The organism is Zafaria sp. Z1313, assembly GCF_050563205.1.
In the GTDB taxonomy this organism is placed as follows: Bacteria; Actinomycetota; Actinomycetes; order Actinomycetales; family Micrococcaceae; genus JAZDCJ01.
This window is the reverse complement of sequence record NZ_JBNWUK010000008.1, coordinates 49,379-76,061: the sequence shown is the minus strand read 5'-3', so window position 1 is coordinate 76,061 and position 26,683 is coordinate 49,379. Positions and strand designations below refer to the sequence as shown.

Sequence of the window (26,683 nt, the reverse complement as noted above, 5' to 3'; positions counted from 1 at the left end):
TGAAGGTCAGGCGCCGAGCCGGCCGCCCGAGGCCTCGAGGTAGCAGGAACCGCACAACGACTCGTACCAGACGTCCTGCCCGTCGATCGCGACCTGCTCGCCGTCGAACACGATCTCCTCCCCGACACGCCGCGTGTTGAACACCGCCTTGCGGCCGCAGCGGCAGATGGTCTTGAGCTCTTCGAGGGTGTGCGCGATCTCGAGCAGGCGCCGCGACCCGGGGAACGCGCGCGTGAGGAAGTCCCCGCGGATGCCGTACGCGAGCACCGGGACGCCGTCGAGTACGGCGATCCGGAACAGCTCGTCCACCTGCTCCGGCTCCAGGAACTGGGCCTCGTCCACCAGGAGGCAGGCCACCGGCGCGGCGTCGACGTGCTCGAGCAGCGCCTCCGGGTCGTCGCCCGCGGCCCGGGCGGCAAAGAGCTCCCGGACCGAGGCGCCCGGCGGAATGAGGAAGTCGACCTGGCGGGTCATGCCCAGCCGGGAGACGATCTCCGCGTCGCCCTTGGTGTCCGTGGCCGGCTTCGCCAACAGTACGCGCTGCCCGCGCTCCTCGTAGTTGAACGCGGCCTGCAGCAGGCCCGTCGACTTGCCGGAGTTCATGGCGCCGTAGCGGAAGTAGAGCTTGGCCAAGGAAGGGGTCCTTTCGACGGGGGCGGCTATCGATTCTATGCCGACCACCCGGCCGGAAGCGTCAGCCGAGGACGACGGGACGCCCATGGACCACAGCCTGCAGGGCGTCCTCGAACTGCCGGAAGATGAAAGAGCTCTCCGTGGCCCAGAGACCCACACGGTCCGCCCCACCGGAGGGATCCTCGACCGTGCCGATCCTGAAGTGCCCCCGGGGTCCCGCGTTGACATAGGTCACGGGGTCGATTCCTCCGGAGGGCCCCTCGGCCTCCAGGACCCACGTGAACCACGGCTGGCCCCACGCCTCGCGGAGCAGTGCCCCCGCCCCGTGCGGCACCGCCGCCTCGCCGCCGAGCCGCTGGTCCACGAGGGCCGCCTCGATGACGAAAGGGGCCACGTGCAGGTTCCAGGCGGGACCCACGCCGGCCCACCGCGCCATGGCCGACGTCAGCTCCGTGATGGGAAGGACCTGCACGTTGAAGCGGGCCGGGTCGTCGGGGTGCCACGGCTGGTTCAGGACGCGCGGTCCGTAGCCCTGCTCCGCGGCGAGGAGGACGTTCCCGCCGTGGACGAACGCCTGCAGGCTCGTCTCCCCGTCCAGGAAGCGGCCCGTGAGGCGCAGTCGGACGGGTGCCTCGGTCAGGGCCTGGGCCATGAAGGAACCCATGCCGCCAAGCCGGCCGCCGTCCAGCACACCGAGGTCCCGGAGCTCGTCCAGCACCGGGTCGGCTCCCCCCAGCCGGCCCACGACGCCGTCCTTCAACTCGCCCGTCCGGGCGATCGCCGCGCCGCTCATCCACACCCCGGTCCCGAGGTCGGCGCCCGCCGCGAGGTGTCCGAAAAGCTCCTCCAGTTCCGTGCCTTGATCCGCGCTCGCCTGCTCGTCGACCCGGCCCGCGGCGGCAGTCGGTCCGGCCTGGCTCGCGACTGCGTCGTCCGCCTGCGGGGACCGCAGGACGCGCACCGAACGGGCCATCGCCTCGAACGGCTCGTCGAAGATGAAACGGGCCTGGATCGATGACGTGGTGCTGATCTGGACGGCCCAGCCCTTCAGCAGCACCAGGTAGTCGGCGCCGGAGACCGTCCGTCCATTCGGTGCCCGATGCGTGTATTCGATGACACGCCCCTCGTGCGCCGTGACCGGAACGCCGAGCGCGTCCAGGGGAAGGCCGCCTTCCTCGTCCGGATCCGCGAACGTGTAGGCCCAGCGGCCCGTGTGCACGATCCGGCCTTCGCGGAGCTGCGCCTCGATCCCCGTCATCGCCCTCCGGCTGAAATCGGCCAGGGAACCGTCGAACGGGTTGACGGTGACGACGACGTTCGGGGTGAACTCGTTCTCCACGGGCGGCATCGCCGCAAAGAGCTCCACCTCCGGGCGGACGGCTTCCGCCCTCCACGGCTCCGGCACGTCGAAGGCCAGGATCCCCCGCGCCCCCTGCGCCGGCACGACCTGCTTAGCTCCACTCATTTCCATCCCTGCCTCGCCGCGCCCTGCGGCACCGTCTCCTGGGGACCCCACAACCGCGTGTCGGCCGTGCCGCCACGCCGGACCCACTCCTTGTGCCACCGCGGCGTGACCGCCGCGGGCCACCACCACCGGGAGGCGATGGCGAGCGGGGCTGCCGTGAAGGCATAGGCCGTCCACAGCAGGTCCGCATTGTCCCAGCGCTCGAGCGTGGCGGTCAGCGGGACCGCCGCCCCGAGGATGAGGATCCCGGCGGCTCCTGCCTGCAGCGGCAGGTAGTTGCGCCGCGTGAAGAAGAACGCGGCCACGGGCCGGGGCGCCCACGTCCGCCACCTGCCGGACCAGGCCCAGACTCCGATCGCCAGGGCGGTCAGCCCAGGCAGGCCCAGCAGAAGGAACATCACGAGGTAGTCGTTCATCGAGGGAGCGTCCTCCGGGACTAGTCGAACGGATTGAGCGAGGACAGGACCTTCTTGCCCGCGTCCACGGCGGCCTCGCCCAACGAGCCTACGTCGCCGTGGCGCAGGTCGTTGATGGCCCCGCCGACGGCCTCGCCGATCTCACCGCCGATCCACCCGCCCGCGAGTCCCCCGAGGAATCCGCCGACCGCCGCCCCCACGCCGGGAATCGGGATGAGGGCCTGGCCGACCGCGGCGCCGACGCCCCGGCCCACCGCGGTGCCGACGACCTCGCCGACGGCCTTGCTCCCGGTGACCACGGCGGCGTCCGTCGCCGCGACCCGGGCATGCTCGGCCTGGCTGAGGTCGGGATTGCGCAGGAGGCTCTCGTTGTAGCCCTCGGAATACGCGCCGAGGGCCGTGGCGCCGTAGTCCGCGGCGGTGAGGAACTTGCCGGCGGGGCCGTTGGCGAAGCGGTTGGCCGAGTCGATCCACCCCGGCAGGCGCACCCTGCCGTTGGCCTGGCCGGCTGAGCCCGGCGGTGTCCCGTTTCCACGCGTCAACTGGACGCGCAGGCTCACGTCCTGGCCCCTGATGTTGAACCGGGTGTTCTTCAAGTGCGGATAGCGGGCCAGGAGCAGCCCCAGCGGCGACTGGGCATCGATGCCCCGCAGCATCCGCGTGGTGGAGTTCGACGAGACCCGTTGCGGGTCGGCTCCCTGGCTCGCCTGGAGCCGCTCGATGTAGGAGCTGGGCACGCCGAGGCGGTTCAACGTCCCCGCCGAGATGCGGTGCCGCACCGGGGTGGTCTGCGCGAACGGATTGGCCGAGGTATTGAACTCGAACCACAGCTTGCCGTTCTTGTACTTGAAGTGCGCCGCGGTCAGACCGACACCCTCCAGGATGTCGGCACCGTCCGTGACCGCACCCGTCAGGTCCCCCACGCCGGAGTAGTCCCCCAGGGCGGGATTCAGTCCCCGGATGGCGTTGGCGCACTTCTCCACGGCCGCGTCGTAGAGCCCTGCGACCGCATCGATCTCGCGCTGGATGGAGCGGTTGGTGTCCCAGTAGTCGTCGGGTCGGTCGTCGTAGGCGATCGCGTTGTGGCCCGCCGCCTGCTCCTTGACGTTGTCGTATCGGGTCTTGAGGCCGGAGATGTCGTCGGAAAACGCCTCCAGGGCCTTGGCGACCTCGTCGGTGAGCGTCTCCGATGCGTCGACGTAGGGGCGCATCACCGTCGGCACCGCGGACGTGACCTTGTCCGTGTGGGGCGAGGAGAAGTACTGCCCCAGCTTGTCCCACTCCGTCTTGACGTCGTCGTAGATCCCCGACGCGTCCGTGCCGACCTTGCGCACGGCGCGGGCGGCCGTGTCGATCCCGGCGGTCGAGGGCAGCGTCTCCGGGAGGCCCGAGGTGTGCACCGCCATCAGTAGGCCTCCGTCCGGTCGCCGCCCTCGACGGCAGGCACCGAATGGATGGCGGTCTCGGCATCAGCGGCCATGTCGTCGTCTCCGGCGACGTAGGCGTCGATGGCCAGGCCCGTGTTGCCGCAGATCGAGTAGCCCGCGTTGCGTGCCGACTGCAGCAGCGGACCGGCGAAGCCGGAGAGCACCGAGTCGAGGGCGTCGCCGATGTCCAGGTGGTCGCACGCGGTGGCCGCCTCCTCGAACGACGTCGTCAGCGCGGTCTCCTGGGCCTCGAGCCGGTCGACGTCCGCCTTGGCCAAGGTCACGACGCCACGCGCGGCGGCGACCTGGATGTCCCATCCGTCCAGCGGCATGCGGGTTCCTCCTGTGGCATAAATCCATCTAGTGGTCGACCAGAACAGCCTAGCCCAGACGCCGCAAGGGCCGCGATGGGGACTTCTCCCCATCGCGGCCCCGCGCCACCATCCCTACGAGCCGGCCTCGATCGCGGCCCGCGCCTGCGGATCCGAATCGTCCAGGAAGCGGCCGATCCTCTCGACCTCCTCCGCCTCGCCGATCGCCGCCGCCGCGCGGCCCAGCGCGTAGAGCGCGCGCAGGAAGCCGCGGTTGGGCTCGTGCCGCCACGGCACGGGGCCCTGGCCGCGCCAGCCGGCCTTGCGCAGGGCGTCCAGTCCGCGGTGATAGCCCACGCGGGCATAGGCGTACGACTCGACCGTGCGCCCCTCGCCGAAGGCCTCGTCCGCGAGGACGGCCCACGCCAGCGAGGACGTCGGGTGCGCGGCCGCGACGTCCACGGCCTCGTCGCCCGCCGCGAAGCGCGCGTCCACGGCCTCGTCCGCGGGGAGCAGCGTCTCCGGGATGCCGAGCAGGTTGCGTCCGAGTTCGTCGCTCACGGCGCCTACTTGATGGACTTGCCGGCAGAGCCGAGCTGCTGGGCGGCCTCGACGATGCGGGCGGCCATGGACTCCTCGGCCTTGGCGCCCCACACGCGCGGATCGTAGGTCTTCTTGTTGCCGACCTCGCCGTCGACCTTCAGCACGCCGTCGTAGTTGGCGAGCATGTGGCCGGCCACCGGGCGGGTGAAGGCGTACTGGGTGTCGGTGTCGATGTTCATCTTGATGACGCCGTAGGAGACGGCGTCCGCGATCTCCTGCTCCGAGGAGCCGGAGCCGCCGTGGAACACCAGGTCGAACGGGTTGGCCTTGCCGATCTTCGCTCCGACCTGCTCCTGGATGTCCTTGAGGATCTCCGGGCGCAGCTTGACGTTGCCCGGCTTGTAGACGCCGTGCACGTTGCCGAAGGTCAGGGCCGTGATGTAGCGGCCGTTCTCGCCGGCTCCGAGGGCCTCGATCGTGGCCAGGGCGTCCTCGACCGTCGTGTAGAGCTTGTCGTTGATGGCGTTCTCGACGCCGTCCTCCTCGCCGCCGACCGTGCCGATCTCCACCTCGAGGATCTGGCGCGCGGCCGCGGTGCGCGGCAGCAGCTCGGCCGCGATGCGCAGGTTTTCCTCGAGGGTCTCGGCGGAGCCGTCCCACATGTGGGAGTTGAAGAACGGATCGCGGCCCGCGGCGACCTCGGCCTCGGAGGCGGTCAGGAGGGGCAGCACGAACTCGTCCAGCTTGTCCGCCGGGCAGTGGTCGGTGTGCAGGGCGATGTTGACGTCGTAGGACTTGGCGACCTCGCGGGCGAACGCCGCGAACGCGAGGGAGCCGGTGACCATGTTCTTCACGGACGCGCCGGACCAGTAGGCGGCGCCGCCGGTGGAGACCTGGATGATGCCGTCCGAGCCGGCCTCGGCGAAGCCGCGGATGGCCGCGTTGAGGGTCTGCGAGGAGGTCACGTTGACCGCGGGGAAGGCGTAGCCGCCGGCCTTCGCGGCGTCGATCATGGCGTTGTACTTGTCCGGGGTTGCGAGGGGCATGCTGACTCCTGGATAGGTGGGGTGGGAGTAGACCTCATTGGCTATCCCTCATCCTAGCGAGTCGGCGCGCACGTGGTGCGTCCCGCGTCACACCCGTGCGGGCAGGGCCCGCATCAGGAGAACGCCCTCGAGTCTGCCTTGCAGATCGTTCAGCCCCAGGGCCCAAGAACCTGCACGATCTGCAAGCCAACCGAGGGCGAGGCCGTCGGGGCTGCGGGGCGGATCCCGGACGACGGCGGCGCCGGTGCGGCACCGCCGTCGTCCGGGATCCGCTAGAGGCGCCAGCAGCTGGAGAGCTGCGTGTTGCCGTTGAAACGCGCCTTGAGGAACGCGATCGCACTGGGCACCGCGGCCACGTACCCGCCGAGGTGCGTCGGCGCGGCGTTGGTGATCCAGGAGACGTTGCTGTCCTGCGCGCACCAGCGCTCCGCCACGCCGCGGCCGGCCTGGTACGGGATCACGTCGTCGAGCAGGCTGTGGGAGAGCATCACGGGGACCCTGGGCGCGCGCCCGTCGCCGATCCGCTGCTCGCGCAGCACCGAGGCGTAGGGTTCCCTGTTCGCCAGCTGCGTGAAGGTGCTGCCGTCCGCGGTGAGCGTGGACGTCTTGACGAAGCCGTGCTGGAGCAGTCCGTCGACGACGCAGTTCTCCGCCGCCTCCGCCACGCGCTCCCGGCCCTTCGCGTTCAGCGCGGCATCGAGGTCCACCGGGTACTGCGAGTCCAGGGCGTTCATCGCGAAGAGCAGGAAGCCCGTGTAGAGGGTCGAGTCGATCTTCGCGGCCACTTGCTGCAGGTCGCCGGGAACCGCACCGGCGAAGGCGCCCTTGAGGTCAAGCTCCGGGGCGTAGGACGGCGCGAGTTCCGCCGCGGCGGCCGAGGCCCCGCCGCCCTGCGAGTACCCGACGAGGCCCACGGGGTTCGCGGCGCCCACGCCCGCGAGGCCGAGCCGCTGCGCCGCGCGGACCGAGTCCAGGACGGCGTGGCCCTGGGCCGCCCGCACCATGTAGCTGTGCGCGCCCGGCGTGCCGAGGCCCTGGTAGTCCGTGAGGGCCAGCGCGTAGCCGGCCTCCAGGAGCGCGGCGACCATCGGCCCCTCGTATTCCTGGCCGATCGCCATCTGCCGCGACGGCGCGCAGCGGTCCGCCGCGCCCTGCGTCCCCACGGCGTAGCCGATCAGTGGACGCTGCCCCTTGCCCGTCCACGCCTTCGTGGGCACCAGGACCGTGCCGGTGACGGCCATCCGGCCGCCGTGGGCGTCGGTGGAGGAGTACATGATGCGCGTCGCGGAGGCCTTCGGCTTGATGAGCTTGACCGGGTCCAGGTAGAACTGCGCGGGCTCGGAGCGGATCACAGCCCCGTTCTGGGCCGGCAGCGTGGACGGCGGGAGGTAGAAGTGGGCGTCGACGGACTCGGCGAGCTCCCCGAGGGCCTCCTCGCGCTGCAGGTCGGCGTCCGTCGCGGCACCGGCGTCCGTCACGGCGTCTTCCGCGGCGTCTTCCGCGGCAGTCGAGGCGGCCGCCGCGGGCGTCGCGGGCGTCGACACGGGCAGGGCAGCGTGTGCCATCGTGGGCATCGACGCGTGCGGAGCGGGTGCCGCGTGAACCGGCGCGGCGGCCCCGAGGGCGAGGACTGCCGCGAGCGCGGAGGCGCCGCAACCCGCGGCCAGGCGGCGCAGGGCACCCGCCCCACGGACGGAGCCGTCGGCCGACTGCCGTGCAGTGGAGCCGACGAGGTCGGCGTCGGAAGCGACAGTGCCGGAAGGGACAGCGCGGGGAGGGACTGCCCGGGTAGGTGCTGCATGGGAGGGCAGGTGGTGGTTTCCGGGACGGGTCATCTGTGCTCCTCTGTTCGACGGTGCGGCCTCGTTGCCGCCGGCCCACGACCGAAACCTACCGTTGGGTAACATGTGAGCCGCATCACACACTATGCGGCGTGACGGGATCCGTAAAGGATGTTTCGCCGGGCAAACCATCGCCGACCCGGCCCGGCACCCGGGCCGGCGTCCGGCACCCGGCCCTGCGTCCGGCGTCGTACCCCGGCTTGCGCGTCACCGCACCGCTGCCGCTATGCTGGGGGGGAACGTGAGGGAGTATCCCCAGCGCTGCACCCGTCAACACGCAGGGCACCATCGCCCCGCCGGATGCAGCGGCCGGACGTCTACCGGCGGAAAGACTCGCGGGAACGATCGTCCCCGAAAGGATCCCCGTGACCGTCCCACCCTTCATCTGGACCATCACGATCATCGTGATCGCCGCCCTGCTGGCCTTCGACTACTTCTTCCACATCCGCAAGGCCCACATCCCCACCCTCAAGGAAGCGGCCGTCTGGTCCTCCATCTACGTCGGGCTCGCGATCCTCTTCGGCATCGCGGTGCTGGTGTTCGGCGGGGCCGCGATGGGCGGAGAATACTTCGCCGGATACATCACGGAGAAGGCCCTCTCCGTCGACAACCTCTTCGTGTTCCTCGTGATCATCGCGAGCTTCAAGGTCCCGCGCGAGGACCAGCAGAAGGTCCTGCTGTTCGGCATCGTGTTCGCGCTCATCATGCGCACCCTGTTCATCTTCGCCGGAGCCGCGCTCATCAACACCTGGAGCTGGGTCTTCTACATCTTCGGCATCATCCTGCTCGTGACCGCCGGCAACCTGCTCAAGCCCGGGGGCCACGAGGACGACCAGGCGAACAACTTCATCATCCGCCTCGCCAAGCGCTTCCTGCACACCACCGACCACTACGACGGCGACAAGCTCTTCACCATCCAGAACGGCAAGCGCGCCCTGACGCCGATGCTCCTGGTCATGGTGGCCATCGGCGGAACCGACATCCTCTTCGCCCTCGACTCGATCCCCGCGATCTACGGCCTGACGCAGAACGTCTACATCGTCTTCACCGCGACCGCGTTCTCCCTCATGGGCCTGCGCCAGCTGTACTTCCTCCTCGACGGCCTGCTCGACCGCCTCATCTACCTCTCCTACGGCCTGGCCGCGGTCCTCGGCTTCATCGGCGTCAAGCTGTTCCTGCACGCGCTGCACGAGAACAACGTCTGGTTCATCAACGGCGGCGAGCACGTCGACGTCGTCGAGATCACCACGGCCCTGTCCCTGACCGTCATCATCGGCATCCTCGTGGTCACCGTCGTCGCCTCGCTCGTCTCCAAGGCCGGCAAGGCGCAGACCGCCGTGAGCAACGCCCGCCGCCACGCCGAGGCCTACCTCGACCTCGGCTACACCACCGACGCGGACGAGCGCGAACGCCTCTACCGGATGCTGGTGGAGGAGGAACGGCACATCCACACCATGGAGAAGAAGCACCGGGACAAGGTCAAGGACATCGAGCAGATCCGGGCCAAGGTCGCCGAGGCGCACGAGCGGCACGCGGAGCTCACGGCCAACTAGCCCGCCCGCGCGCACACCCCTCCCGTGGTGTCGGGGTAGGTGTTGGAAAACCTCACGCTTTCCGACACCTACCCCGACACCGCGTGGGGTACGCGCGGGGTACGCGCGGGGTCTCGCGCGCTCAGGCCGGGTGCTGGCCGAACACGTGGCAGCGGATCCAGGCGTGCATCGCGATCCCCGCCGCCGAGGCCGCGTTGATCGAGCGCGTGGAACCGAACTGCTCGATCGACAACGTCGCCTCCGCGGCCTCGTGGACCTCCTCGCTCAGGCCCGGCCCCTCCTGCCCGAACACCAGGACGCAGCGGCGCGGCAGCTCGTAGGTCTCGAGCGGCACGGAGTCGGGGAAGATGTCGACCCCGATCACCGCGAGCCCCTCGCCGCGCGCCCACTCCACGAACTCCCCGACCGTGGCGTGGTGGCGGACGTGCTGGTACTTGTCGGTGACCATGGCCCCGCGCCGGTTCCAGCGGCGGCGGCCGATGATGTGGACCTCGCGGGCCAGGAACGCGTTGGCCGTGCGGACCACGGTGCCGATGTTCAGGTCGTGCTGCCAGTTCTCGATCGCGATGTGGAAGTCGTGCCGCCGCGTGTCCAGCTCCGCGACGATCGCGTCGTGCCGCCAGTACCGGTAGCGGTCGGCGACGTTGCGCCGGTCTCCCTCGCGCAGCAGTTCGGGGTCCCAGTGCTCCCCCTCGGGCCACTCGCCCTCCCACGGCCCCACGCCGACCTCGGGCCGCGCCGCGCCGTCGGAGGGGTCCCGTGGAAGGCGGGCTCCGGCGTCGTCCGGTTCAATGGCCGGGTCCTCCCGGACGGCCTCCGGGGAGGGGACGACGCCGGGGCCGGGCTCCCGCGTCGAATCCTGCGGGGCGCCGGGGTCAGGGGTGGTGTGCACCGTTCAAGGGTAGTGGCTGGCGCGCCGCGGGGACGCTCCGGAAGTGGCAGACTGGCTTCACGATCCGGCGGAAGAAGGAGGCGGCCCATGGCCACGGTGGACAACGCCATCTACGTCGACGGCAAACGGGCCGGCGGACCCGCGGACGTCGAGAACACCCTGGAGCAGTTGCGCGTGCGCGGCGGCATGGCCTGGCTGGGCCTCTACCGTCCGGACGCGGAGGAGCTGCACCGGGTCGCGGCCGATCTCGGGCTGCACGAGCTCGCCGTGGAGGACACGCTCACCGGCCACCAGCGCGCCAAGCTGGACCACTACGGCGACCACACGCTCCTGGTGCTGCGGCCGGCCCGCTACCGCGACGACGTCGAGAAGGTCGAGTTCGGCGAGCTGCACGTCTACACGGGCGGCGACTTCGTGGTCACGGTCCGCCACGCGGAATCGCCGGACCTGGCCCGCGTGCGCCAGCGCATGGAGGCCGAGCCCGAGCTGCTCGCCATGGGCCCGCCGGCGGTGCTGTACGCGGTGGTGGACCAGGTCGTGGATGAGTACGAGCCCGTCATCGCCGGCCTGTCCAACGACATCGACGAGATCGAGGACCAGCTGTTCTCCGGGGACCCGCACGTCTCCCGGCGCATCTACGAGCTCTCCCGCGAGGTGATCGCGCTGCAGCGGGCGACGGAGCCCCTCGAGCGGATCCTCTCCGAGCTGCGCCGCGACGCGGTCCGGATCGCGGACGACGCCGGGGCCCCCTCCAGGCCCCGGGGCGCCGACCGCGCGGCCTGGGTGGAGCTGGACCGGCTGCTCAACGACGTGCACGACCACGCGATCCGGCTCACGGAGCGCATCAAGTCCTTCCGCGAGCTGCTGACCAACGCGCTCACCCTCAGCTCGACGCTCATCTCCCAGCAGGCCGCGGAGGCCGGGGTCGCGCAGAACGAGCAGATGAAGAAGATCTCCTCCTGGGCCGCCATCCTCTTCGCGCCGTCGCTCGTGGGCAGCATCTACGGGATGAACTTCCACCACATGCCGGAACTCGACCTGGCGTGGGGCTACGGCGGGGCGCTCGGCCTCATGGCGTTGCTGAGCGTGGGGCTGTTCGTGGTGTTCAAGGCGAACAAGTGGCTGTGACGGACGGCGCGCGGGCAGCGGCCGGGGATCCGGAGGGTGTGGCACGGGCGACCGCGAGTGCGGCGGACGGCGCCGACGCGCCGGGCGTCCTGAACCTGCGGCCGGTCGTCGAGGGGCTCGTCTACCGCTCGAGCGCCCCGTTCGGCTGGGACGCGCACCGCGTGGCCGGCTTCCTGGCCGAGCACCGGATCGAGACCGTGGTGGACCTGCGCTCACCCGCCGAGAGCGCGCTCGTCCCGTGGCTGCTCGACGCCCGCGCCCAGGGCGAACCGCTGCCCGAGCTGCTCTCCGCGCCGCTCGATCCCACGGAGGGCCGGCCCAGCAGCCGCCGCAGCATCGACACGGCCCGCGACCTCGGCGAGCTCTACCTGTGGTGGGCCGAGGAGCGCCCGGACATGGTGGCCCGCTCGCTCGCGCCGATCGCGGCGGGACGGACCACGCTCCTGCACTGCGCGGCCGGGAAGGACCGCACCGGCGTCGTCTCCGCCGTGGTCCACCTCGCCGCCGGCCATGAGCCGGAGGACATCGTCGGCGACTACGCCCGAACCTCCGCCGCCCTGCCGCAGATCCTCTCCGCCCTGCACGGGCTCTACGTGCGCACGCACCCCGGCGAGGAGCTGCCCGCGTTCGCGGCCGACGCGCCTCCCGTGATCCTCACGGCGCCGGCCGAGGCGATGGAGGTGTTCCTCGAGCGCTTCCTGGACCGGCACGGAACCGTGGAGGACTACCTGCTCTCCGCGGGCCTCGACCGCCCCGCGCTGGCCCGCCTCCAGCACGAGCTCCGCCGCTGAGCCACGCGGTGGGCGGGGCGGACGGGGCCTACGCGCGCCGCCAGCGGCGCCGCAACGCGTGGGCCGCGGCCTTCGGGCGGCGGTCCCGCGTGAAGACGCCCTTCTTGTTGCCATCGACGCGCATGATGCCCACCGAGGTCTGGAAGTCGGCGAAGTTCCACACGTGCTCCCCCACGACGGCGTCGATCCGGTCGAAAACGCGGTGGTACATGTCCAGGAACTCGGCCTGGTACTCCTCGCTCCACGGCGCGGCGTGGAGCGAGTGCTGCCCCGGCATGGTGTCCGCCCCGTACTCGGTGAGCAGGATCGGCTTCCCGAACGTCTCGGCCCACGTGCGCAGCTCGGCCTCGAGCGCGGCCTCGGCACCGGGGAGGTCGCCCGTGTGCGTGTACCAGCCGTAGTAGCGGTTGAGCATGCAGACGTCGAACAGGTCCTCGATCCGGGTCTTGTCAGGGCCGTCGAACATCACGTTGACGTAGCCGATCGGCCGGGTGGGGTCCAGTTCGCGGGCCAGGGCGGCGAGCGGCTCGAAGTACCCGCGCGCGCCCTCCTCCTGTGCGTTGGGCTCGTTCGCGATGGACCACAGGACCACCGAGGGGCGGTTCTTGTCCCGGGCGATGAGCTCGCGGATGGCGTTCCGATGGGAGGCCGCCGTCGCGGCGTCGACCTCGCCCGGGACGTAGGTGGGCCGGGCGGCACCCTCGAAGACGCCGCCGAACATCATGTTCAGCCCCACCGCCGCCGTCTCGTCGATGACCACGATCCCGTGCCGGTCGGCGTAGTCCATGACCTCCTCCGAGTACGGGTAGTGGGCGGTCCGGAACGAGTTGGCGCCCGTCCAGTCCAGGAGCCGGAAGTCCGCCACCATGAGCGCGTCGTTGTGGCCCTTGCCGATCGTCCCGTGGTCCTCGTGCATCCCGAACCCGGTGAAGTGGAACGGCTCCCCGTTGATGAGGAACTCCGTCCCCCGGACCTCGACCGTGCGCACGCCGACGGGCAACTCGTAGCTGTCCACGAGCACGCCGTCCCTCCGGACCTCGGCGAGCAGCCGGTAGAGGTAGCCGGCCCCGGGGCGCCACGGGACGACGTCGTCCACCACCACAGTGCCCGCGGCGCCCTCGGCCGCGCCGACCTGCGTCCCGTCGGCGTCCAGGACGCGCACGCCCACCTGTTCGCCGCCCGCGGCGCCGTCGAGCCGGACCGTGTAGCCGATCTCGCCCCGGGCCCCGTCGAGCCCCGTGACGACCGTCAGGTCCGCCACGTGCGTGGCGGGGACGGAGACGAGCCGCACACTGCGGTGCAGGCCCGAGTAGTTGTAGAAGTCGTGCAGGTAGCGCTGGATGCGGCGGCCGTCCGCGCCCGTCTCCACGCGGCCGGGCGGGATGCTGGCCTGGGTGAGCTCGTTGTTCACGGCGATGGTCAGCCGGAAGCGCTCCCCCGGCCGCACGTGGTCGGTGATGTCCGCTCCGAAGGGGGTGTAGCCGCCGGCGTGCGCGGCGACCTCGGTCCCGTCGACGAACACGCGCCCCTCGTGCGTGGCGGCGTCGAGCCGGATCAGCACGCGCGAACCGTCCCAACCCGCGGGGACGGAGACCTCGCGCTGGTACCAGACCCAGCCGACGTGGTTGCGGATGGCCGGGTCCGGGAAGACGTCGTTGTAGCTTCCCGGGACCGCCATCTCGAGGTCGGTGGCGAGCGCGGCGTCGAACCAGCGCTCGTCGAAGCCGGTTCCCTCGTGGTCCACGCGGAAGCGGTAGAGGCCGTCGAGGAGGCGGACGTCGCGGGTGGGGCCGTCCTGGGGCTTGAGCATGGGATCCTCCGAGGGGTCGGGGTCGGTTGCGATGGTGGTGGTGACAGCTCGGGCGGACGACGCTGGCGCGGTGCCGCGTGGTCCGGGGAGGCCGCGGGCGGCTCCGTCCTCACGGCGGCGGCGCGGCCCCCGTGCTGCCGCGCACGACGAGCTCCGTGGCGAGGTGCGCGGGCGGCGCGAGGGGGGCCCCGGCGTCGTCCCCCCCGATGCGGTCCAGGAGCCAGCGGGCGGCGGCGTCCCCCGCGGCGCGCAGGGGCGAGCGGACCGTGGTCAGGCGCGGGCTGCTGAGCTCGGAACCGAAGATGTCGTCCACGCCGACGATCGAGAGCCGGCCCGGAACGGCCACCCGCTCCTCCTGGCAGCGCTGCAGCAGGCCGAGCGCCAGCAGGTCGTTGTACGCGACGACGGCGGTGGCCCCCGTCGCGAGGACGTCGGGCAGGGCGGCGCGGCCGGCCGCGAGCGTGGGCTCCCGCGAGCACGTCGCGACGAGCGCGATCCCGAGCCCCGCGGCCGCCTCCTCGAGCACGGCACGGCGCCGGTGGTTGATCCACGAACGCCCCGGGCCCTCGACATAGGCCACGCGGCGGTGGCCGAGCCCGTGCAGGTGCCCGAGCGAGGCGGCGAGGCCGGGCCGCGGGTCCGCCACGATCGAGGCGATCCCCGGGACGTCGCGGTTGACGACGACGACGGGCGTGGACTCCGCGAGCCGGTGGATGTCGTCGTCGTCCATGCGGCTCGTGGCCAGGACCAGCCCGTCGGCGCTCGCCGCCAGCCGCTGCGCCGCCACGAGCTCCTGTTCCGGGTCCTCCTGCGAAGAGGCGAGCAGGAGCGTGGACCCCGCGAGCGCCGCGGCTCCCTGGGCGCCCCCGACGATGTCAAAGAAGACGGGGTTGGCGAGGTCGGAGACGATCAGCCCGACGGCGTTCATCCGGCCCGTGGGCAGGGCGCGGGCCATCGGGTTGGGCCGGTAGTCCAGCCGCCGGGCGGCCTCGCGGACGCGTTCGGCGGTCTCGGCCTTGACCCGGCCCGGCTTGGCCAGGGCGCGCGAGACCGTGGAGGCGTTCACGCCGGCGGCCTCGGCGATGTCGTAGATCGTCGCCGCCGACCCCTTGCGCCGCGCCTTGCGCTGCTGTTCCGTCATGGCGCCTCCTTCCTGATCTGGCCTGGGAGGGTACGACGCCGGTGCCCCGCCCGCGGGGGGCGCGGCACCGGCGTCGTACCCTCCGTCCACGCTAGGCGCGGACCGGGGTCTCCCGGACGGGGAACGCGCCCTCTGCGGCGATGCGCTTGTTCAGTTCCGCGAGGAACTCCTGCGGATCCGAGTCGAGCTCGACCTCGCGGCCCAGCCAGCTCGAGAGGTGGATCGCGTTGGCGAGGCGCACGCCGTTGATGCCGTCCGAGCCCGGGGCCAGCAGCGGGGTGCCGTCCAGGATGTTCGCGGCGAAGTTCTCCAGCACGCCCGCGTGCTGCCCGCCCCAGACGGACTCGAACTCGATGACCTCGGTCTCGTAGAACTCCCTCGGGTCCACCTGGCCGCGGAAGAGCCTGGCCACGTCCTCCATGTCCATGCCGTCGCTGAGCTCGCGCTCGGGCTTCTTGAGCCGGGTGACGGTGGCCGTCTTGCTGTTCTCCACGACGATCTTGCCCGCATCGCCGAGGATCTCGAAGCGGTCCGTGCCCACGATGTCGTGCGTCGCGGTGACGAACGTGCCCGTGACGCCGTCGCCGTAGTCGACGACCGCCGTGACCTCGTCCTCCACCGCGATGTCGCGCCGGAATCCGTAGGAGACCTTGGAGTACACGGACTTCGGCACGCCGCAGATCCACTGCCACAAGTCCAGCTGGTGCGGCGCCTGGTTGACCAGGACGCCGCCGCCCTCGCCGCCCCACGTCGCGCGCCACGCGCTCGAATCGTAGTAGCCCTGCGGGCGCCACCAGTTGGTGATGATCCAGTTGCTGCGCCGGATCGCCCCGATCTCGCCGCCGTCGACGATCTCCTTGAGCTTCTTGTACAGCGGGTTGTTGCGCTGGTTGAACATGATCCCGAAGGACAGCTCCGGCTTCGACGCCGCGAAGTCGTTGAGCTCCTGGACCTGCGCCGAGTACACGCCGGCCGGCTTCTCGACGAGCGCGTGCACGTCGCGGCGCAGGGCCTCGATGCCGATCTCGGGGTGCAGGAAGTGCGGGACGCACGTGACGACGGCGTCGACGTCGCCGCTGTCCAGCAGCGCGAGGTAGTCGTCGTGGAACGGGACGTCCGGGTACAGCTCGGCGGCGAGCTCCTTCTTCGCCGGATCCGTGTCGCAGATCGCGCCGATGACCATGTTGGGGACGCTGCCCTCGGTGATGAACTTGGCGTACATGCCTCCCTGCTGGCCGAGGCCGATGATGCCGAGGCGGACCGTGCCGCTGGTGGTGTTGTTGCTCATGATGCTCCTTCTCTGGGCGGGGAGGGCCGGCTACTTGCCGACGGTCTGGGCGGGGGCGGCGAAGAGGTCTCCGAAGCCCAGGGTGTTCAGGTTGTCGTAGGAGGTCTGCAGCGCCTCCCACACGGTGCGCCCGTAGAGCTCGTCCTGCTCGACCAGGAGGTACTCGGCGCCCGCGAGGACGGCCTCGGGGATGATCTCGGCGAAGTCCAGGTTGCCCTCGCCGACCTCGGCGAACTGGACCACGTTGCGGAAGTCCTGCATAAAGGCCGGGAAGTCGCCGCTCTGGAGGTGGCCGAACGCGCTCTCGGGCAGGGCGCCGATCCGGTAGTCCTTGAGGTGGACCATGGGCGCCTGGCCGGCGTAGCGGCGCAGCGTGCGGACGGGATCGAGCCCGCCGCGCTGGACCCAGTGGACGTCGATCTCCAGGCCCATCGTGGGCGAGGCCTCCCGGATGTGGTCCAGGAGGTGCCGCCCCTCGACCTTCGCGAACTCGACGTGGTGGTTGTGGTAGTACAGCCCCAGGCCCTCCGCCTGCAGGCGCTGGGCGTAGCCCTCCGCGGTGCGGGCGAACTCCAGGGTCTTCTCGAGCGACGCCATCGCCGGCAGCGGCAGCATGCCGATCCGCAAGTGTCGGGTCCCGAGCCGGTGGGCGTCGTCGACGATCTTCGCGAAGTCGGTGTCGAGCGCGTCCACGGGAGCGCCGCCCGTCGCCGTCACGTTGACGGAGAGCGCCGCGACCTCGACCCCGAGGACGTCGCGCGCCCGTTCGAGCTCGGCCGTGTTCTTCGCGTCCATCGGGATCTGGGAGACCTCGACGGCGCGGTAGCCGATCTCGGCCACCTTCGCGAGCGTCTCATACGCCCCGATCTCGGTGAAGCTGTTCTTGAGCATCATTGCCTGGACGCCGATGCGTGCCATGGTGTGGTCCTTCCGGTCGGTGGCCTGGCGCCCGTCGTGGGCGGCCGGTAGAGGTCTGGTCTGGGTGCGGGGGCCGTGCCGGCGGGTCAGGCCGCCCCCTCGAGCGCGAGCCGGCGGCGCTCCTCGCGGCGCCCGGCCTGCTGGTCGGGATCCGTGACGGGCGAGGCCATGAGCAGCTTGCGCGTGTACGGGTGCTGCGGGTCCTCCGTGACCTGGCGCGCCGGCCCGTGCTCCACGATCTCCCCGCCCGTCATGACGGAGACCTCGTGGCTGATGTGGCGCACCACGTCGAGGTCGTGGGAGACGAAGAGGTAGGACACGCCGGTCTCCTGCTGGATCCGCAGCAGCAGGTCCAGGACGCGGGCCTGCGTGGAGAGGTCCAGGGCGGACACGGGCTCGTCGCAGACGATGAGCTTCGGGTCCAGGGCGAGCGCCCGGGCGATCGCGACGCGCTGCCGCTGTCCGCCGGAGAACTCGCGCGGCAACCGGTCCACGGAGTCCCCGGGAAGGCCCACGTGGTCCAGGAGTTCGGCGATGCGGACCTTCGCGGCGCTGGCCGTGCGCCCCTGGACGGAGAGCGGCTCCGCGAGGATGTCGCCGACCGTCATCGCCGGGTTCAGCGAGGTGTACGGGTCCTGGAAGACGACCTGCAGGTCGCGGCTCAGCTTGCGCCGGTCCGCGCGCGTGGCGTGGGAGATGTCCCGGCCGTCGAAGGTGATCGACCCCCCGCTGACGGGAGCCAGGCCCAGGATCGCGCGGCCGAGGGTCGACTTGCCGGAACCCGACTCGCCGACGAGGCCCAGGGTGCGGCCCTGGCCAAGCTGGGCGGAGACGCCGTGGAGGACGGTGAATCCCTTGGCGCGCCAGCCCTTCATCGGGTACGTGACCACGAGGTCGCGCACGTCCAGGAGCGGCTCGACGGCCGGATCGGTGGTGGGGGTCTGCATCACGGGGTTCCCTTCAACTCGCGGTCGGCGTCGCCCGGGGTTCCCCCGAACGGACCGTCGGCGTCGGCACCCGGGCCGGGTCCGGCGTCGTCCTCCGGCTCCGAGGCCGGGACGGGGCTCGAGGAGCCCGTGAGCATGGTCATCGGCTCCTTGCCCTCCAAGGTGGAGGCCAGCAGCTGCTGCGTGTACTCGTGCTGGGGATTGCGCAGCAGCGAGCGGACGTCGCCCTCCTCGACGAGGGTGCCCTGGCGCATGACCACGACGCGGTCGCAGAGGTCGGAGACCACGCCGAAGTTGTGCGTGACCATGAGCAGGCCCATACCAAGGCGCTCGCGCAGCTCGCGCAGCAGGTCCAGGACCTCGGCCTGCACTGTGACGTCGAGCGCCGTCGTCGGCTCGTCGGCGATGAGCAGCCGCGGCTCGCAGGACACGGCCCCGGCGATCAGCACGCGCTGGGCCATGCCGCCGGAGATCTCGTGCGGGTAGGCGTCGAACGTGCGCTGCGGATTGACGATCCCGACCGTGGCGAGCAGGCCGAGGGCGCGCTTCCTCGCCTCCGCCTTGGACAGGCCGAGGACCTTCACCATGGGCCGCACGAGCTGGTAGCCGACGGTGAACGCCGGGTCCAGGTTGCTCATGGGCTCCTGGGGGATGTAGCCGATCCCGCGGCCGCGCAGCTTGGCGATCCGCGCCCGGTTGCGCGCGTCGTCGCCCGCGATCAGGAGGGGCTCGCCCTCGAAGAGGATGGTCCCGTCCGTGACCCGCGCCGTCTCCGGCAGCAGGCCGAGGATCGAGAAGGCCGTCTGCGACTTGCCGGACCCCGACTCGCCGACGATCCCGAGGACCTCGCCCTTGTCGACGTGCAGCGAGACGTCCTCGACGACGGTCTTGAGCGTGCCGCCCTCCTGCGGGTAGCCGACGCGCAGGCCCTTGACGGACAACACACTGCCCTTCCCGCCCGGATCGGCGGCGGCCGCCACGGCGGCGGCGTCCTGCCGTGGGTGCGGCGAGGCCGCGGCGCGCGGCGCCTTCGGCCGCTTCGGGGCCTTCGGCGACTTCTGGCCGTCCTCGAGTGCGTCGCGGAGCGCGTTGCCCAGCAGGGCCAGGCCCACGGTGATCGCGGCGATCGCGAGACCGGGCCAGACGAGCAGGAGCGGCTGCAGGTAGACGTTGCGGAAGGCGTCGGACATCATGACACCCCAGGTCGGCACGAGCGGGTCGCCGAGGCCGAGGAACTCGAGGACGGACTGGATGGCGATCGCGATGCCGGCGACCATGGCGGTCTGGATGATGATCGGCGCCCGGACCACTGAGAAGACGTGGCGGGACATGATGCGCCAGTCGCTCAGGCCGGAGACCCGGGCGGCGTCGACGTAGAGCTCGTTGCGCACCGATTGCACGGCGGTGCGGGTCAGGCGGAAGAAGGACGGTGCCAGCAGCACGCCGAACACGACCATGGACAGCCAGACGCTCGGGCCGGTCGCCGCGCGGACGGCGAGGAGGATGATGATGCCCGGCAGGGACATCAGCATGTTGGCGATCCAGGAGGCCGCGGAGTCGAGGCGGCCGCCGTAGTAGCCCGCGGCGATGCCGGCGGGGGTGCCGATCGCGATGGCGACGGCCGCGGCGAGCAGGCCCGCGGCGAGCGTCGTCTGGCCCGCGAAGAGCAGGCGGCTGAAGACGTCGCGGCCGGCGCTGTCCGTGCCGAGCAGGTGCTCGCCGCCCGGTCCCTGGAGGACGACGGCGAGGTTGCCGGTGTTGGGATCATGGGTCGCGAGCAGCGGAGCCAGCGCGCAGGCCCCGCCGACGACGACGAGGAGGAACAGCGCCACGATCGCCATCGGGTTGGTGAGGAGACGCTTGAGCGTTCCCGCCCGCTTGACGGCGGCGGCCGTGGTGCCGGCCTGGATGGAGGGGACCTGCGTCATGAGACACGCACCTTGGGGTTGAGCCAGCCGTTGAGGAGGTCGACGGCCAGGTTGACGAGGATGACCATGATGACCGTGTAGACCACGATGCCCATGACCACGGGGATGTCGCCCTGGGTGGTGGAGAGGATCGCGAGCGGCCCGACGCCGGGCAGGGCGAAGATCTGCTCGATGATCACGGATCCGCCCAGCAGCCCCACGAACTGCAGGGACAGGATGGTCAGGGCGGGTGGTGCCGCGCTCCGGAGGACGTGCTTGACGAGCACTTCGCGTTCGCCGAGGCCGCGGCTGCGCAGCGTGCGGATGTAGTCGCGGCGGCGGACCTCGATGATGGCGCTGCGGAACTGCTGGGCCGCGGAGGCCGTGAGCTGGAACAACAGGGCCGTGACGGGAAGGGTGATCGAGGCCAGCCAGAGGCCCGGGTTCTGCGCGAACGGGACGAACCCGGTCGCGGGGAACAGCTGCGCCTGGATGGCGAGGGTCGTGACGAGGACGATCGCGATGACGAAGCTCGGCAGGGCGTCCGCCGCGAGGGAGAAGACCTGGACCACGCGGTCCACCCAGCCGCGCCTCACGGCGGCGGCGATGCCGAGGATGGCGGCCAGGACGGCCGCGACGACGAGGGCTGTGACGACGATGGTCAGGGTCACGGGGAGCCGGTTGGTCAGGGCCTGCAGCACGGGCTCGCTCGTGAACCAGGAGCGGCCGAAGTCGCCGGTCACCGCGTTGCCGAGCCATTCTCCGTAGCGGACGACCAGCGGCTGGTCGAGGCCGAGCTCGGCCTCCTTGGCCGTGACCTGCTCGGCGGTGGCGAACTCGCCCAGGATGTTGCGGGCGATGTTCTGGCTCGAGAAGTACAGCATCACGTAGGTGATGGTGGTGATCGTGAACAGGAGGACGAGGCCCGCGGCCAGTCGCCTGAGGATGAAGGTCAGCATGGTGGTTTACCTCGCGGTAGGGTCCCGCGGCGGCCTCCGGAGGGGGAGGCCGCCGCGGGAGCGCGCGCTAGCTGGCGGGCGCGTAGTTGTAGAGGGACGGCACGGCCTGCTGGATCTGCTGCTCCACCGTGATGCCCGGACGGTTGAAGTACATCTGGTCGACCCGGAAGAACGGGGCGAACCAGGCCTCTTCGGTGATGTAGCGGCCGAGCTCCTTGGCGGCGGCGTCCGCGTCCTCGCCACCCTGCTGCATGCGGTCGATGAGCGCCTTGGAGGTCTCATCGGTGTAGCCGGTCGGGTTGAAGGCGGCGTTCGGGCCGATGTGGTGGCCGACGGCGATCCAGGGCTCTCCCTGGAAGATGCCGTAGAAGGCGGCGGGGTACTGGCCGGCCAGGACGTTGTTGCGGTAGTCGTTGCCCTGGACGCTGTCCTGCTGGACCGTGATCCCGACCTCGCCGAGCTGCTGGGCGATCGAGGAGAAGATGACCGGGTCGAAGCCGGGCGAGACGGGGAGCGTCAGGCTGAATCCGTCGGCGTAGCCGGCCTCGGCCAGGAGGGACTTGGCCTTCTCCGGGTCGTAGTCGTAGTAGGAGTCCAGCGCCTCGTCGTAGCCCGCGGTGGTCTCGCCGAGGATCTGGCTCGTCACGGTGCCGCGGCCCTGCAGGATGGCCTGGAGCATCGATTCACGGTCGATCGCGTGGTTGATGGCCTGGCGGACCTTCACGTCACCCAGGGCCTCGACCTGCTCGCCGGCGCGGTCGAACAGGAACAGTCCCTGCCAGTCGACCGGCAGCGTCGTCAGTTCGATGCCGGCGCCCGTGGCCTGCGCCTCGGACTTCGGATCGAGCAGTGCGGCGTCCACCTGGCCCGAGACCAGGGCGTTGAGGCGGGCGGTGGTGTCCTGCATGAACTTGAAGACGACCGTGTCGAACTTCTGCAGCTCGGGGGCCCAGTAGTCCTCGCGCTTCGTGAAGGTGTACTGGGAGCCGGTGACGGTGGAGGCCTTGTCGATCACGTAGGGGCCGGTGCCGACGGGCTCGGACACGATCTCGTCGGTACCCAGCGCCTCGGGGCTGCCCATGAAGCCGGCGGCGTTGGCCAGGTAGAACGGGAGCGCCGGGTCGGGTGCGGAGAGGTGGTAGGCGACCGTGTCCTCGTCGACGACCTCGACGGATTCGACGTTGTTCATCGTCGAGGCCTGCGGGCCGTTGGCCTCCTTGAAGTGCTCCAGGTTCGCCTTGACGGCCTCGGCGTTGAAGGCCGCGCCGTCGCTGAAGGTGACGTCGCTGCGCAGGTTCAGGGTGAAGACGGTGTTGTCCTCGTTCCACTCCCAATCGGTGGCGAGCATCGGCTCGAGCTCCCCGTCGGGGGCGCGCTTGATGAGCGTGTCGTAGGCCGCCTGGTACATCTGGATGTAGTGGCCCACGTGGGCCTGGGCCGGATCCCAGGCGGTCGCGTCCACGACCGTGCCGAGGGTCAGGGTGGTGCTGGCCTGTCCGCCGCCCGTGGCGCCGGGAGCGGGGGTGCCGCCTCCGCCACAGCCTGCGAGCGCCAGAACGCCCGCGGCTAGTGCGGCCGAGAGGGCGGTGCGTCGACGTAACGTCATCGTTGTCTCCTTGAGCTGGTGGTCTCCTGTGGCGTTCCGTCACTCCCATGTGAGCTGGGGCGCATCTACAGGCTCACCTTCGAAGTTACGTGCGTCACAACACCGCGGCAATCGGTTGCCAGAAGTTGCCCTCGCCATGACGCCCGACGCGTGACAAGCACCCCATCCCTCCCCAGAAACAACAACACTCTCCAGTCCTGCGTCGTTCTCAGAGCTGGGAACGACGCAGGAGTGGAGAGTGTTGCGGGAAGGGGCGGGTGGGCGGGGGCTAGACCCACTCCCCCTCTGCGAGCGCCTGGGCGTAGACCTGCTTGATGACGCGCAGGGACTTCAGCGCCTCCTCCGGCCCGATCCAGAACGGCTCGCCGCTGCCGTGCCCGTCGTAGAAGTCCCGGATGAGCGCCGCGTGGGAGGCGCCCCAGTAGCTGCGCCCGGCGCCGAGCGGCGCCGTCTCCCGCACGGTCCGCCCGGGCCCCTCGGCGGGGGCCACGGTGAGCGCGCCGTCGAGCACCATCCTCCCGGCCTCGCCCTGCACCTCGAGCTGCACGGGGAAGTTCAGGGCCGCGGTGTTGGTGGCGAAGAACGTGCTGCGCACGCCCCCGTCGTGGAGGAGCGCGATGTCGGCGGTGTCCTCCACCTCGATGTGCCCGTCGAGCGCCCGCCGGCCGACGCCGCCCGCGACCTCGACGGCGTCTCCGAGCAGCCACAGGAGCAGGTCCAGGGTGTGGATGGACTGGTTCATGAGCACCCCTCCCCCGGATCCGGCCCACGTGCCGCGCCACGGGGCGGCGGCGAAGTAGGCCGCGTCGCGGAACCAGCGCACGGACCCGCTGGCGCCGAGCACGCGGCCGAGCTCGCCGGCGTCCAGGACGCGGCGCAGCTCGCGCGAGGTGGCGTTGTAGCGGTTCTGGAAGCAGACGCCGACGCGTCCGGCGGCGCCGCGGGCCGCCTCCGCGATCCGCTCGCCGTCGGCGAGCGTGTGGGCGAGCGGCTTCTCGATCAGGACGTCGACCCCGGCCGCGATCGCGTCGAGGGCGGCGTCGACGTGCGCCGCGTGCGGGGTGGCGATGTGTACGACGTCGGGGCGCGCCGTCTCGAGCATCGTCCGGTGGTCCTCGAACACGCCGTCGGACGGGATGCCCCAGCGCCGCGCCGCCTCCTCGCGCCGGGCCGCGGTGGGCCCGACGACGGCGACGAGCTCGACGTCGTCCATCGCGGCGAGCGCCTCGAAGTGCACGCTCGCCACGTCCCCGCATCCGATCACGGCCGCGCGCAGGCGCCGCGGGGCGCCGTCCCCCGGGGCGTCGGAACGGCCCGCGCCGGACAGCGGCCCGCTAGACAAGGGAGACCCCCTCGCCCTCGGCGATGCGGCGGAACGCGCGGGCGGCCTGGCCGTAGGCGACCGGGCCGGAGAAGCCACCGAACTCGTGGGCCTGGGCCAGGTGCGGCTCGAGCGAGGCGAAGCCGGAGAAGCCGTCGGCGGCGAGGGCCGCGATGGTCTCCCGCAGCTCGCCGTCGCCCTCGCCCGAGGGGACGACGGCCCCGGTCTCGGCGATGGCGTCCTTGACCTGGAAGTACTCGAGGTAGGGGCGCAGCATCGCGTAGCCGTCGGTGTAGGGGCGCACCCCGACCTGCACGAAGTTCGCGTTGTCCCACGCGACCCGGAGCGCCGGGGAGTCCACGGACTCCATGAGGTCCAGGACCCGCTCCGGGGTGTCGCCGTAGATGCCCTTCTCGTTCTCGTGGACCAGGACCACGCCGGCGGCCTCGGCCTCCGCGGCGAAGAGCCGCAGCCGCTCCAGGACGGCGTCGCGGATGTCCTCGGGCCCCTGCCCCTCGGCGGGGTAGAAGGAGAAGATCCGGATGTAGCGGGTCCCGAGGGCCTGCGCGGTCCGGATGACGCGGCGCAGCCGCTCGAGCTCGTCGGCGGACGGCGCGGCGGCCGGGACCTTGCCGATCGGCGAGGCGATGGCGGAGACCTTGAGGCCCTGGGCGTCGAGGACCTCCTTGAGCCGGGCGGTCGTGGCGTCGTCGAACTCGGCGACGTTGACGCCCCAGGCGGAGCGGACCTCGATGTGGGTGGCGCCGAGGGCCAGCAGCACGGCCGCCTGCAGCGCGGGATCGGGGTCCACCTCGTCGCCGAAGCCGGACAGGGTCCAGGACGGGGCCTGGCTCGTGGGTGCGTTCATCGGGTGCAGCCTTTCGTGCGTCGTTGCCAAGAGCGGCGGGGCCGCTCTCCGGCCCGCATCGGGTGGTGCCCCGGCCCGGGCGGCGTGTGCCGAGCGGGCCGGGAGGACTAGGTGCCGGCCGGGATCCCGGCGAGCCAGCGGTGCGCCGCCCGGGCCAGTTCGGCGGCGGACTCGGAGATGTCGAAGACCGCCCCGGCCTCGTCCGCGCCGAGCGGCTCGAGCGTCTCGAGCTGCGAGTCGAGCAGGCTCGGTGGCATGAAATGCCCCGGCCGGGACTGGAGCCGCTGTTCCAGCAGCGCGCGGTCGCCGTGCAGGTGCACGAACACCGTATCCGGAGCGGCATCGCGGATCAGGTCCCGGTAGGAGCGCTTGAGCGCGGAACAGCCGATGACGAGGGTCTCCCCCGCCGCGGCCGCCTCACCGAGGACCTGGCCGATCTGGCGCAGCCAGGGTTCCCGGTCGGCGTCGTCCAGCGGCGTCCCGGCGCTCATCTTGGCGATGTTCGCCGGCGGGTGCAGCGCGTCTCCGTCGTTGAACGCCCCGCCCAGGTGCCCGGCCAGCAGGGCGCCGGCCGTGCTCTTGCCGCAGCCGGAGACGCCCATGACCACCACGCGGCGGCCGGGACCGGCCTCGTGCCCGCTCACCAGTCGTGGACCGTTCCGTCGGCCAGGCGGTTGTACGGCAGGTAGGCCTGCTGGTACGGGTACTTCTGGGCCGCCTCGACATTGAACTCCACGCCGATGCCCGGCGCGTCGCCCGGGTGCAGGTAGCCGTCGGTGAACGTCATGGTCTGGTGGAAGACCTCGTTCGTGGCCGGCGAGTGCTGCATGTACTCCTGGATGCCGTAGTTGTGGATCGCCAGGCCGACGTGCAGCTGGGCGGCGAAGCCGATCGGCGAGATGTCCGTGGGCCCGTGGAAGCCGGACTTGATCTGGTACTGCGCGGCGAAGTCCATGACCTTCTTGAGCGGGGAGATCCCGCCGAAGTGGGTGGAGGCGGCGCGCACGTAGTCGATCAGCTGCTCCTTGATGAGCGTCTGGTAGTCGTACACGGTGTTGAAGACCTCGCCGATGGCGAGCGGGGTGGTGGTGTGCTGGCGGACGAGCCGCAGGCCCTCCTGGTTCTCGGCCGGGGTGCAGTCCTCGAGCCAGAACAGGTCGTACGGTTCCAGGGCCTTGCCGAGCTTGGCGGCCTGGATGGGGGTCATCCGGTGGTGGCCGTCGTGCAGGAGCGGGATCTCGGGGCCGAACTCGTTGCGGACCGCCTCGAAGACGGTGGGCAGGTGGCGCAGGTAGGCGCGTGTGTCCCAGTCCTCCTCGGCGGGGAACGCGCCGCGCCCGGCCGGCTCGTAGTCGTAGCGTTCGCCGGAGGACTGGGCCTGGGCAGCGACGCCGTAGACGGCCTTCACACCCGGGATGGCCGTCTGCACGCGGATGGACTTATAGCCCAGCTCCAGGTGCTCGCGGATGGAGTCGAACAGCTGCGGGATGTCCGTGCCGGAGGCGTGGCCGTAGGCGCGCAGTCCGGTGCGGGAGGCGCCGCCGAGCAGCTGGTAGACGGGCAGGTTCGCGACCTTGCCCTTGATGTCCCACAGGGCCATGTCGACGGCGGCGATCGCGGCCATGGTGACGGGGCCGCGGCGCCAGTAGGAGGAGCGGTAGAGGAACTGCCAGGTGTCCTCGATGCGGTGCGGGTCCTTGCCGATGAGCAGCTGGGCGACGTGCTCCTTGAGGTACGCGGCGACGGCGAGCTCGCGGCCGTTCAGGGTCGCGTCGCCGATGCCGACGACGCCCTCGTCGGTTTCGACGCGCAGGGTGACGAAGTTGCGCGAGGGGCTCGTGACGTAGACCTCGGCCTTGATGATCTTCATGG

The 26,683-nt window shown here is 71.2% G+C and carries 24 protein-coding genes; 3 read left to right on the top strand and 21 right to left on the bottom strand.

From position 1 onward, the window contains the following. Positions 1-6: 6 nt before the first annotated feature. The 8 genes from ACQ3I4_RS09820 to ACQ3I4_RS09785 form a co-directional block, all read right to left on the bottom strand. Positions 7-633, bottom strand: a complete 627-nt coding sequence (locus ACQ3I4_RS09820; RefSeq protein WP_329862289.1) for a thymidine kinase — start codon at positions 631-633, stop codon at positions 7-9. A 61-nt stretch (positions 634-694) separates the two neighbouring features. Further along, positions 695-2,098 (bottom strand): hypothetical protein, encoded by a 1,404-nt coding sequence (locus tag ACQ3I4_RS09815; protein WP_329862291.1) that lies wholly within the window; start codon positions 2,096-2,098, stop codon positions 695-697. Next, positions 2,095-2,514 carry a hypothetical protein gene (locus ACQ3I4_RS09810; RefSeq protein ID WP_329862293.1) on the bottom strand — a complete coding sequence of 140 codons (420 nt, stop codon included), beginning with the start codon at positions 2,512-2,514 and terminating at the stop codon, positions 2,095-2,097. The genes ACQ3I4_RS09815 and ACQ3I4_RS09810 overlap by 4 nt, the downstream gene beginning before the upstream one ends. Before the next feature lie 20 nt (positions 2,515-2,534). Further along, on the bottom strand, positions 2,535-3,920 hold the full coding sequence (locus tag ACQ3I4_RS09805; RefSeq protein ID WP_329862295.1) for a hypothetical protein: 1,386 nt from the start codon (positions 3,918-3,920) through the stop codon (positions 2,535-2,537). Then, positions 3,920-4,273, bottom strand: coding sequence for a DUF6507 family protein (locus tag ACQ3I4_RS09800; protein WP_329862297.1), 354 nt, complete (start codon positions 4,271-4,273; stop codon positions 3,920-3,922). The genes ACQ3I4_RS09805 and ACQ3I4_RS09800 overlap by 1 nt, the downstream gene beginning before the upstream one ends. A gap of 114 nt (positions 4,274-4,387) precedes the next feature. Continuing rightward, the gene (locus ACQ3I4_RS09795) at positions 4,388-4,813 is read right to left on the bottom strand and encodes a DUF3151 domain-containing protein (protein WP_329862299.1); all 426 of its coding nucleotides are present in this window, start codon (positions 4,811-4,813) and stop codon (positions 4,388-4,390) included. A 5-nt stretch (positions 4,814-4,818) separates the two neighbouring features. Continuing rightward, positions 4,819-5,841: a class II fructose-bisphosphate aldolase gene (fbaA, locus tag ACQ3I4_RS09790; protein WP_329862301.1), complete on the bottom strand. Its 1,023-nt coding sequence runs from the start codon at positions 5,839-5,841 to the stop codon at positions 4,819-4,821. 272 nt (positions 5,842-6,113) lie between these two features. Next, complete coding sequence (locus ACQ3I4_RS09785) at positions 6,114-7,406, bottom strand: lipase family protein (protein WP_430633448.1); 1,293 nt, start codon at positions 7,404-7,406, stop codon at positions 6,114-6,116. Between the two features lie 641 nt (positions 7,407-8,047). Between ACQ3I4_RS09785 and ACQ3I4_RS09780 the strand changes: the two genes are divergently transcribed. Next, positions 8,048-9,235: a TerC family protein gene (locus ACQ3I4_RS09780; protein WP_329862308.1), complete on the top strand. Its 1,188-nt coding sequence runs from the start codon at positions 8,048-8,050 to the stop codon at positions 9,233-9,235. 121 nt (positions 9,236-9,356) lie between these two features. Here ACQ3I4_RS09780 and ACQ3I4_RS09775 read toward each other — a convergent pair whose 3' ends face one another. Further along, the gene (locus ACQ3I4_RS09775) at positions 9,357-10,028 is read right to left on the bottom strand and encodes a TrmH family RNA methyltransferase (RefSeq protein WP_329862329.1); all 672 of its coding nucleotides are present in this window, start codon (positions 10,026-10,028) and stop codon (positions 9,357-9,359) included. 186 nt (positions 10,029-10,214) lie between these two features. Here ACQ3I4_RS09775 and ACQ3I4_RS09770 point away from each other — a divergent pair, with 186 nt between their 5' ends. Together ACQ3I4_RS09770 and ACQ3I4_RS09765 are read left to right on the top strand one after the other, a co-directional pair. Beyond that, positions 10,215-11,255, top strand: coding sequence for a magnesium and cobalt transport protein CorA (locus ACQ3I4_RS09770; protein ID WP_329862310.1), 1,041 nt, complete (start codon positions 10,215-10,217; stop codon positions 11,253-11,255). 38 nt (positions 11,256-11,293) lie between these two features. After that, positions 11,294-12,046 carry a tyrosine-protein phosphatase gene (locus ACQ3I4_RS09765; RefSeq protein ID WP_430633447.1) on the top strand — a complete coding sequence of 251 codons (753 nt, stop codon included), beginning with the start codon at positions 11,294-11,296 and terminating at the stop codon, positions 12,044-12,046. A 28-nt stretch (positions 12,047-12,074) separates the two neighbouring features. Here the strand turns inward: ACQ3I4_RS09765 and uidA are convergent, their stop codons facing one another. The 12 genes from uidA to manD form a co-directional block, all read right to left on the bottom strand. Then, the gene (uidA, locus tag ACQ3I4_RS09760) at positions 12,075-13,856 is read right to left on the bottom strand and encodes a beta-glucuronidase (RefSeq protein WP_329862314.1); all 1,782 of its coding nucleotides are present in this window, start codon (positions 13,854-13,856) and stop codon (positions 12,075-12,077) included. A 109-nt stretch (positions 13,857-13,965) separates the two neighbouring features. Further along, positions 13,966-14,997, bottom strand: coding sequence for a LacI family DNA-binding transcriptional regulator (locus tag ACQ3I4_RS09755; RefSeq protein WP_329862317.1), 1,032 nt, complete (start codon positions 14,995-14,997; stop codon positions 13,966-13,968). A gap of 91 nt (positions 14,998-15,088) precedes the next feature. Further along, positions 15,089-16,285: a Gfo/Idh/MocA family protein gene (locus ACQ3I4_RS09750; RefSeq protein WP_329862319.1), complete on the bottom strand. Its 1,197-nt coding sequence runs from the start codon at positions 16,283-16,285 to the stop codon at positions 15,089-15,091. Between the two features lie 30 nt (positions 16,286-16,315). Further along, positions 16,316-17,203: a sugar phosphate isomerase/epimerase family protein gene (locus ACQ3I4_RS09745; RefSeq protein WP_430633446.1), complete on the bottom strand. Its 888-nt coding sequence runs from the start codon at positions 17,201-17,203 to the stop codon at positions 16,316-16,318. 86 nt (positions 17,204-17,289) lie between these two features. Then, complete coding sequence (locus ACQ3I4_RS09740; protein WP_329862323.1) at positions 17,290-18,150, bottom strand: ATP-binding cassette domain-containing protein; 861 nt, start codon at positions 18,148-18,150, stop codon at positions 17,290-17,292. After that, positions 18,150-20,078 carry a dipeptide/oligopeptide/nickel ABC transporter permease/ATP-binding protein gene (locus ACQ3I4_RS09735; protein WP_329862325.1) on the bottom strand — a complete coding sequence of 643 codons (1,929 nt, stop codon included), beginning with the start codon at positions 20,076-20,078 and terminating at the stop codon, positions 18,150-18,152. Before ACQ3I4_RS09735 ends, ACQ3I4_RS09740 begins: the two co-directional genes overlap by 1 nt. Further along, positions 20,075-21,016, bottom strand: coding sequence for an ABC transporter permease (locus ACQ3I4_RS09730; RefSeq protein ID WP_329862327.1), 942 nt, complete (start codon positions 21,014-21,016; stop codon positions 20,075-20,077). Before ACQ3I4_RS09730 ends, ACQ3I4_RS09735 begins: the two co-directional genes overlap by 4 nt. Positions 21,017-21,083: 67 nt before the next feature. Next, on the bottom strand, positions 21,084-22,622 hold the full coding sequence (locus ACQ3I4_RS09725; protein ID WP_329862331.1) for an ABC transporter substrate-binding protein: 1,539 nt from the start codon (positions 22,620-22,622) through the stop codon (positions 21,084-21,086). 268 nt (positions 22,623-22,890) lie between these two features. Further along, positions 22,891-23,964, bottom strand: a complete 1,074-nt coding sequence (locus tag ACQ3I4_RS09720) for a Gfo/Idh/MocA family protein (RefSeq protein WP_329862333.1) — start codon at positions 23,962-23,964, stop codon at positions 22,891-22,893. After that, positions 23,957-24,811 carry a sugar phosphate isomerase/epimerase family protein gene (locus tag ACQ3I4_RS09715; RefSeq protein ID WP_329862335.1) on the bottom strand — a complete coding sequence of 285 codons (855 nt, stop codon included), beginning with the start codon at positions 24,809-24,811 and terminating at the stop codon, positions 23,957-23,959. The genes ACQ3I4_RS09720 and ACQ3I4_RS09715 overlap by 8 nt, the downstream gene beginning before the upstream one ends. Positions 24,812-24,918: 107 nt before the next feature. Further along, positions 24,919-25,455 carry a gluconokinase gene (locus tag ACQ3I4_RS09710; protein ID WP_329862337.1) on the bottom strand — a complete coding sequence of 179 codons (537 nt, stop codon included), beginning with the start codon at positions 25,453-25,455 and terminating at the stop codon, positions 24,919-24,921. After that, positions 25,452-26,681 (bottom strand): D-mannonate dehydratase ManD, encoded by a 1,230-nt coding sequence (gene manD, locus ACQ3I4_RS09705; RefSeq protein ID WP_329862339.1) that lies wholly within the window; start codon positions 26,679-26,681, stop codon positions 25,452-25,454. The genes ACQ3I4_RS09710 and manD overlap by 4 nt, the downstream gene beginning before the upstream one ends. Between the last annotated feature and the right edge of the window lie 2 nt (positions 26,682-26,683).

Coding starts and splice junctions, on each gene's coding strand:
- ACQ3I4_RS09815 (WP_329862291.1), bottom strand. CDS start 2,098: ATGAGTGGAGCTAAGCAGGTCGTGCCGGCGCAGGGGGCGCGGGGGATC.
- ACQ3I4_RS09810 (WP_329862293.1), bottom strand. CDS start 2,514: ATGAACGACTACCTCGTGATGTTCCTTCTGCTGGGCCTGCCTGGGCTG.
- ACQ3I4_RS09805 (WP_329862295.1), bottom strand. CDS start 3,920: ATGGCGGTGCACACCTCGGGCCTCCCGGAGACGCTGCCCTCGACCGCC.
- ACQ3I4_RS09800 (WP_329862297.1), bottom strand. CDS start 4,273: ATGCCGCTGGACGGATGGGACATCCAGGTCGCCGCCGCGCGTGGCGTC.
- fbaA (WP_329862301.1), bottom strand. CDS start 5,841: ATGCCCCTCGCAACCCCGGACAAGTACAACGCCATGATCGACGCCGCG.
- ACQ3I4_RS09785 (WP_430633448.1), bottom strand. CDS start 7,406: ATGGCACACGCTGCCCTGCCCGTGTCGACGCCCGCGACGCCCGCGGCG.
- ACQ3I4_RS09770 (WP_329862310.1), top strand. CDS start 10,215: ATGGCCACGGTGGACAACGCCATCTACGTCGACGGCAAACGGGCCGGC.
- uidA (WP_329862314.1), bottom strand. CDS start 13,856: ATGCTCAAGCCCCAGGACGGCCCCACCCGCGACGTCCGCCTCCTCGAC.
- ACQ3I4_RS09755 (WP_329862317.1), bottom strand. CDS start 14,997: ATGACGGAACAGCAGCGCAAGGCGCGGCGCAAGGGGTCGGCGGCGACG.
- ACQ3I4_RS09750 (WP_329862319.1), bottom strand. CDS start 16,285: ATGAGCAACAACACCACCAGCGGCACGGTCCGCCTCGGCATCATCGGC.
- ACQ3I4_RS09745 (WP_430633446.1), bottom strand. CDS start 17,203: ATGGCACGCATCGGCGTCCAGGCAATGATGCTCAAGAACAGCTTCACC.
- ACQ3I4_RS09740 (WP_329862323.1), bottom strand. CDS start 18,150: ATGCAGACCCCCACCACCGATCCGGCCGTCGAGCCGCTCCTGGACGTG.
- ACQ3I4_RS09735 (WP_329862325.1), bottom strand. CDS start 20,078: ATGACGCAGGTCCCCTCCATCCAGGCCGGCACCACGGCCGCCGCCGTC.
- ACQ3I4_RS09730 (WP_329862327.1), bottom strand. CDS start 21,016: ATGCTGACCTTCATCCTCAGGCGACTGGCCGCGGGCCTCGTCCTCCTG.
- ACQ3I4_RS09725 (WP_329862331.1), bottom strand. CDS start 22,622: ATGACGTTACGTCGACGCACCGCCCTCTCGGCCGCACTAGCCGCGGGC.
- ACQ3I4_RS09715 (WP_329862335.1), bottom strand. CDS start 24,811: ATGAACGCACCCACGAGCCAGGCCCCGTCCTGGACCCTGTCCGGCTTC.
- manD (WP_329862339.1), bottom strand. CDS start 26,681: ATGAAGATCATCAAGGCCGAGGTCTACGTCACGAGCCCCTCGCGCAAC.